This window comes from Photorhabdus heterorhabditis, assembly GCF_001280945.1.
Classification (GTDB): domain Bacteria; phylum Pseudomonadota; class Gammaproteobacteria; order Enterobacterales; family Enterobacteriaceae; genus Photorhabdus; species Photorhabdus heterorhabditis.
On record NZ_LJCS01000182.1, the window covers coordinates 1 to 1,042 of the forward strand.

At 53.2% G+C, this 1,042-nt stretch carries 2 protein-coding genes and 1 pseudogene; all 3 read left to right on the top strand.

Going from position 1 to position 1,042, the window contains the following annotated elements:
• Positions 1 to 278, top strand: a pseudogene (locus tag AM629_RS21185) (T6SS phospholipase effector Tle1-like catalytic domain-containing protein); the annotation flags it as partial.
• Positions 279 to 335: 57 nt separating this feature from the next.
• A complete protein-coding gene (locus tag AM629_RS21190; protein ID WP_054481775.1) occupies positions 336 to 539 on the top strand; it encodes a hypothetical protein in 204 nt (67 codons plus the stop codon).
• 4 nt (positions 540 to 543) lie between these two features.
• Positions 544 to 1,035, top strand: a complete 492-nt coding sequence (locus tag AM629_RS21195; RefSeq protein ID WP_054481605.1) for an Hcp family type VI secretion system effector — start codon at positions 544 to 546, stop codon at positions 1,033 to 1,035.
• Positions 1,036 to 1,042 lie beyond the last annotated feature (7 nt).

A 1,042-nucleotide genomic window follows, 5' to 3' on the forward strand; every position in this document is an offset into this window, starting at 1 on the left:
AACGGAAAAAAATCGGCAACATGATGGCGAATGCCATCAACGAAACTCACGCCACGCAGCTGGAAGTGAGCGTACACGATTTATCCACCCAAGAACTTATTCCCATGTTACCGGACGCGGAGCAGACCAAGGCATTCACCCATAATGTGGGTGAGGTGACCCGTCAGCAGAGACAGTTTATCGAAGCACGACGCATGCAAATCGCCAAAGAGAAGCTCAAAGCGCGTTGGGCCGGCAAGATTCTGGAACTGCCCCCGCGAGGAGGGCCTGAGCAATGAAGGACGTGATCCATCAGGGCGATCCGGTCAGGTGTAACTGTTGTGGAATGACCACCATTGCAGGGTGTTGTCATTGGCGAAGGTGCAACGCGCCCGATCGCCACCCATTCAACCGCTGCGGGGCGTACTGCCAACCGCAGAGTTGAAATCCGTCTGGTACCTAATGCAGTCGCCTGCCAGCGACCGCAAACCGTACCCGGCTTTTTATCAACAACAACGTCGCCGGTGCAGGCGACCTCACACACTCAAAAACAGGCGTAATATTATGGCTATCCCCGCTTATTTGTGGTTGAAAGATGACGGTGGTGCAGACATCAAAGGGTCTGTCGATGTACAGAACCGGGAAGGCAGCATCGAAATTGTGGCGCTGGAACATGCGCTGCATATCCCGACGGACAACAATACGGGCAAGCTGACCGGCACCCGCGTGCACGCGCCGCTCGTGTTCACGAAAGAAGTCGATTCATCAAGCCCCTATTTGTATAAAGCGGTCACCTCTGGCCAAACCCTGAAATCAGCGGAAATCAAGTGGTACAAAATTGATGACGCGGGTCAGGAGAAGGAATATTTCAACACCCGACTGGAGAACGTGAAGGTGGTGAAAGTGGCACCGCTGATGCATGACATCAAAGATCCTGCCAAAGAGAAACACAACCATCTGGAACAGGTTGAGTTCCGCTACGAAAAAATCACCTGGACGTACAAAGACGGCAACATCATTCACTCGGATGCGTGGAATGAGCGCAGTCAGGCGTAATGGCTGA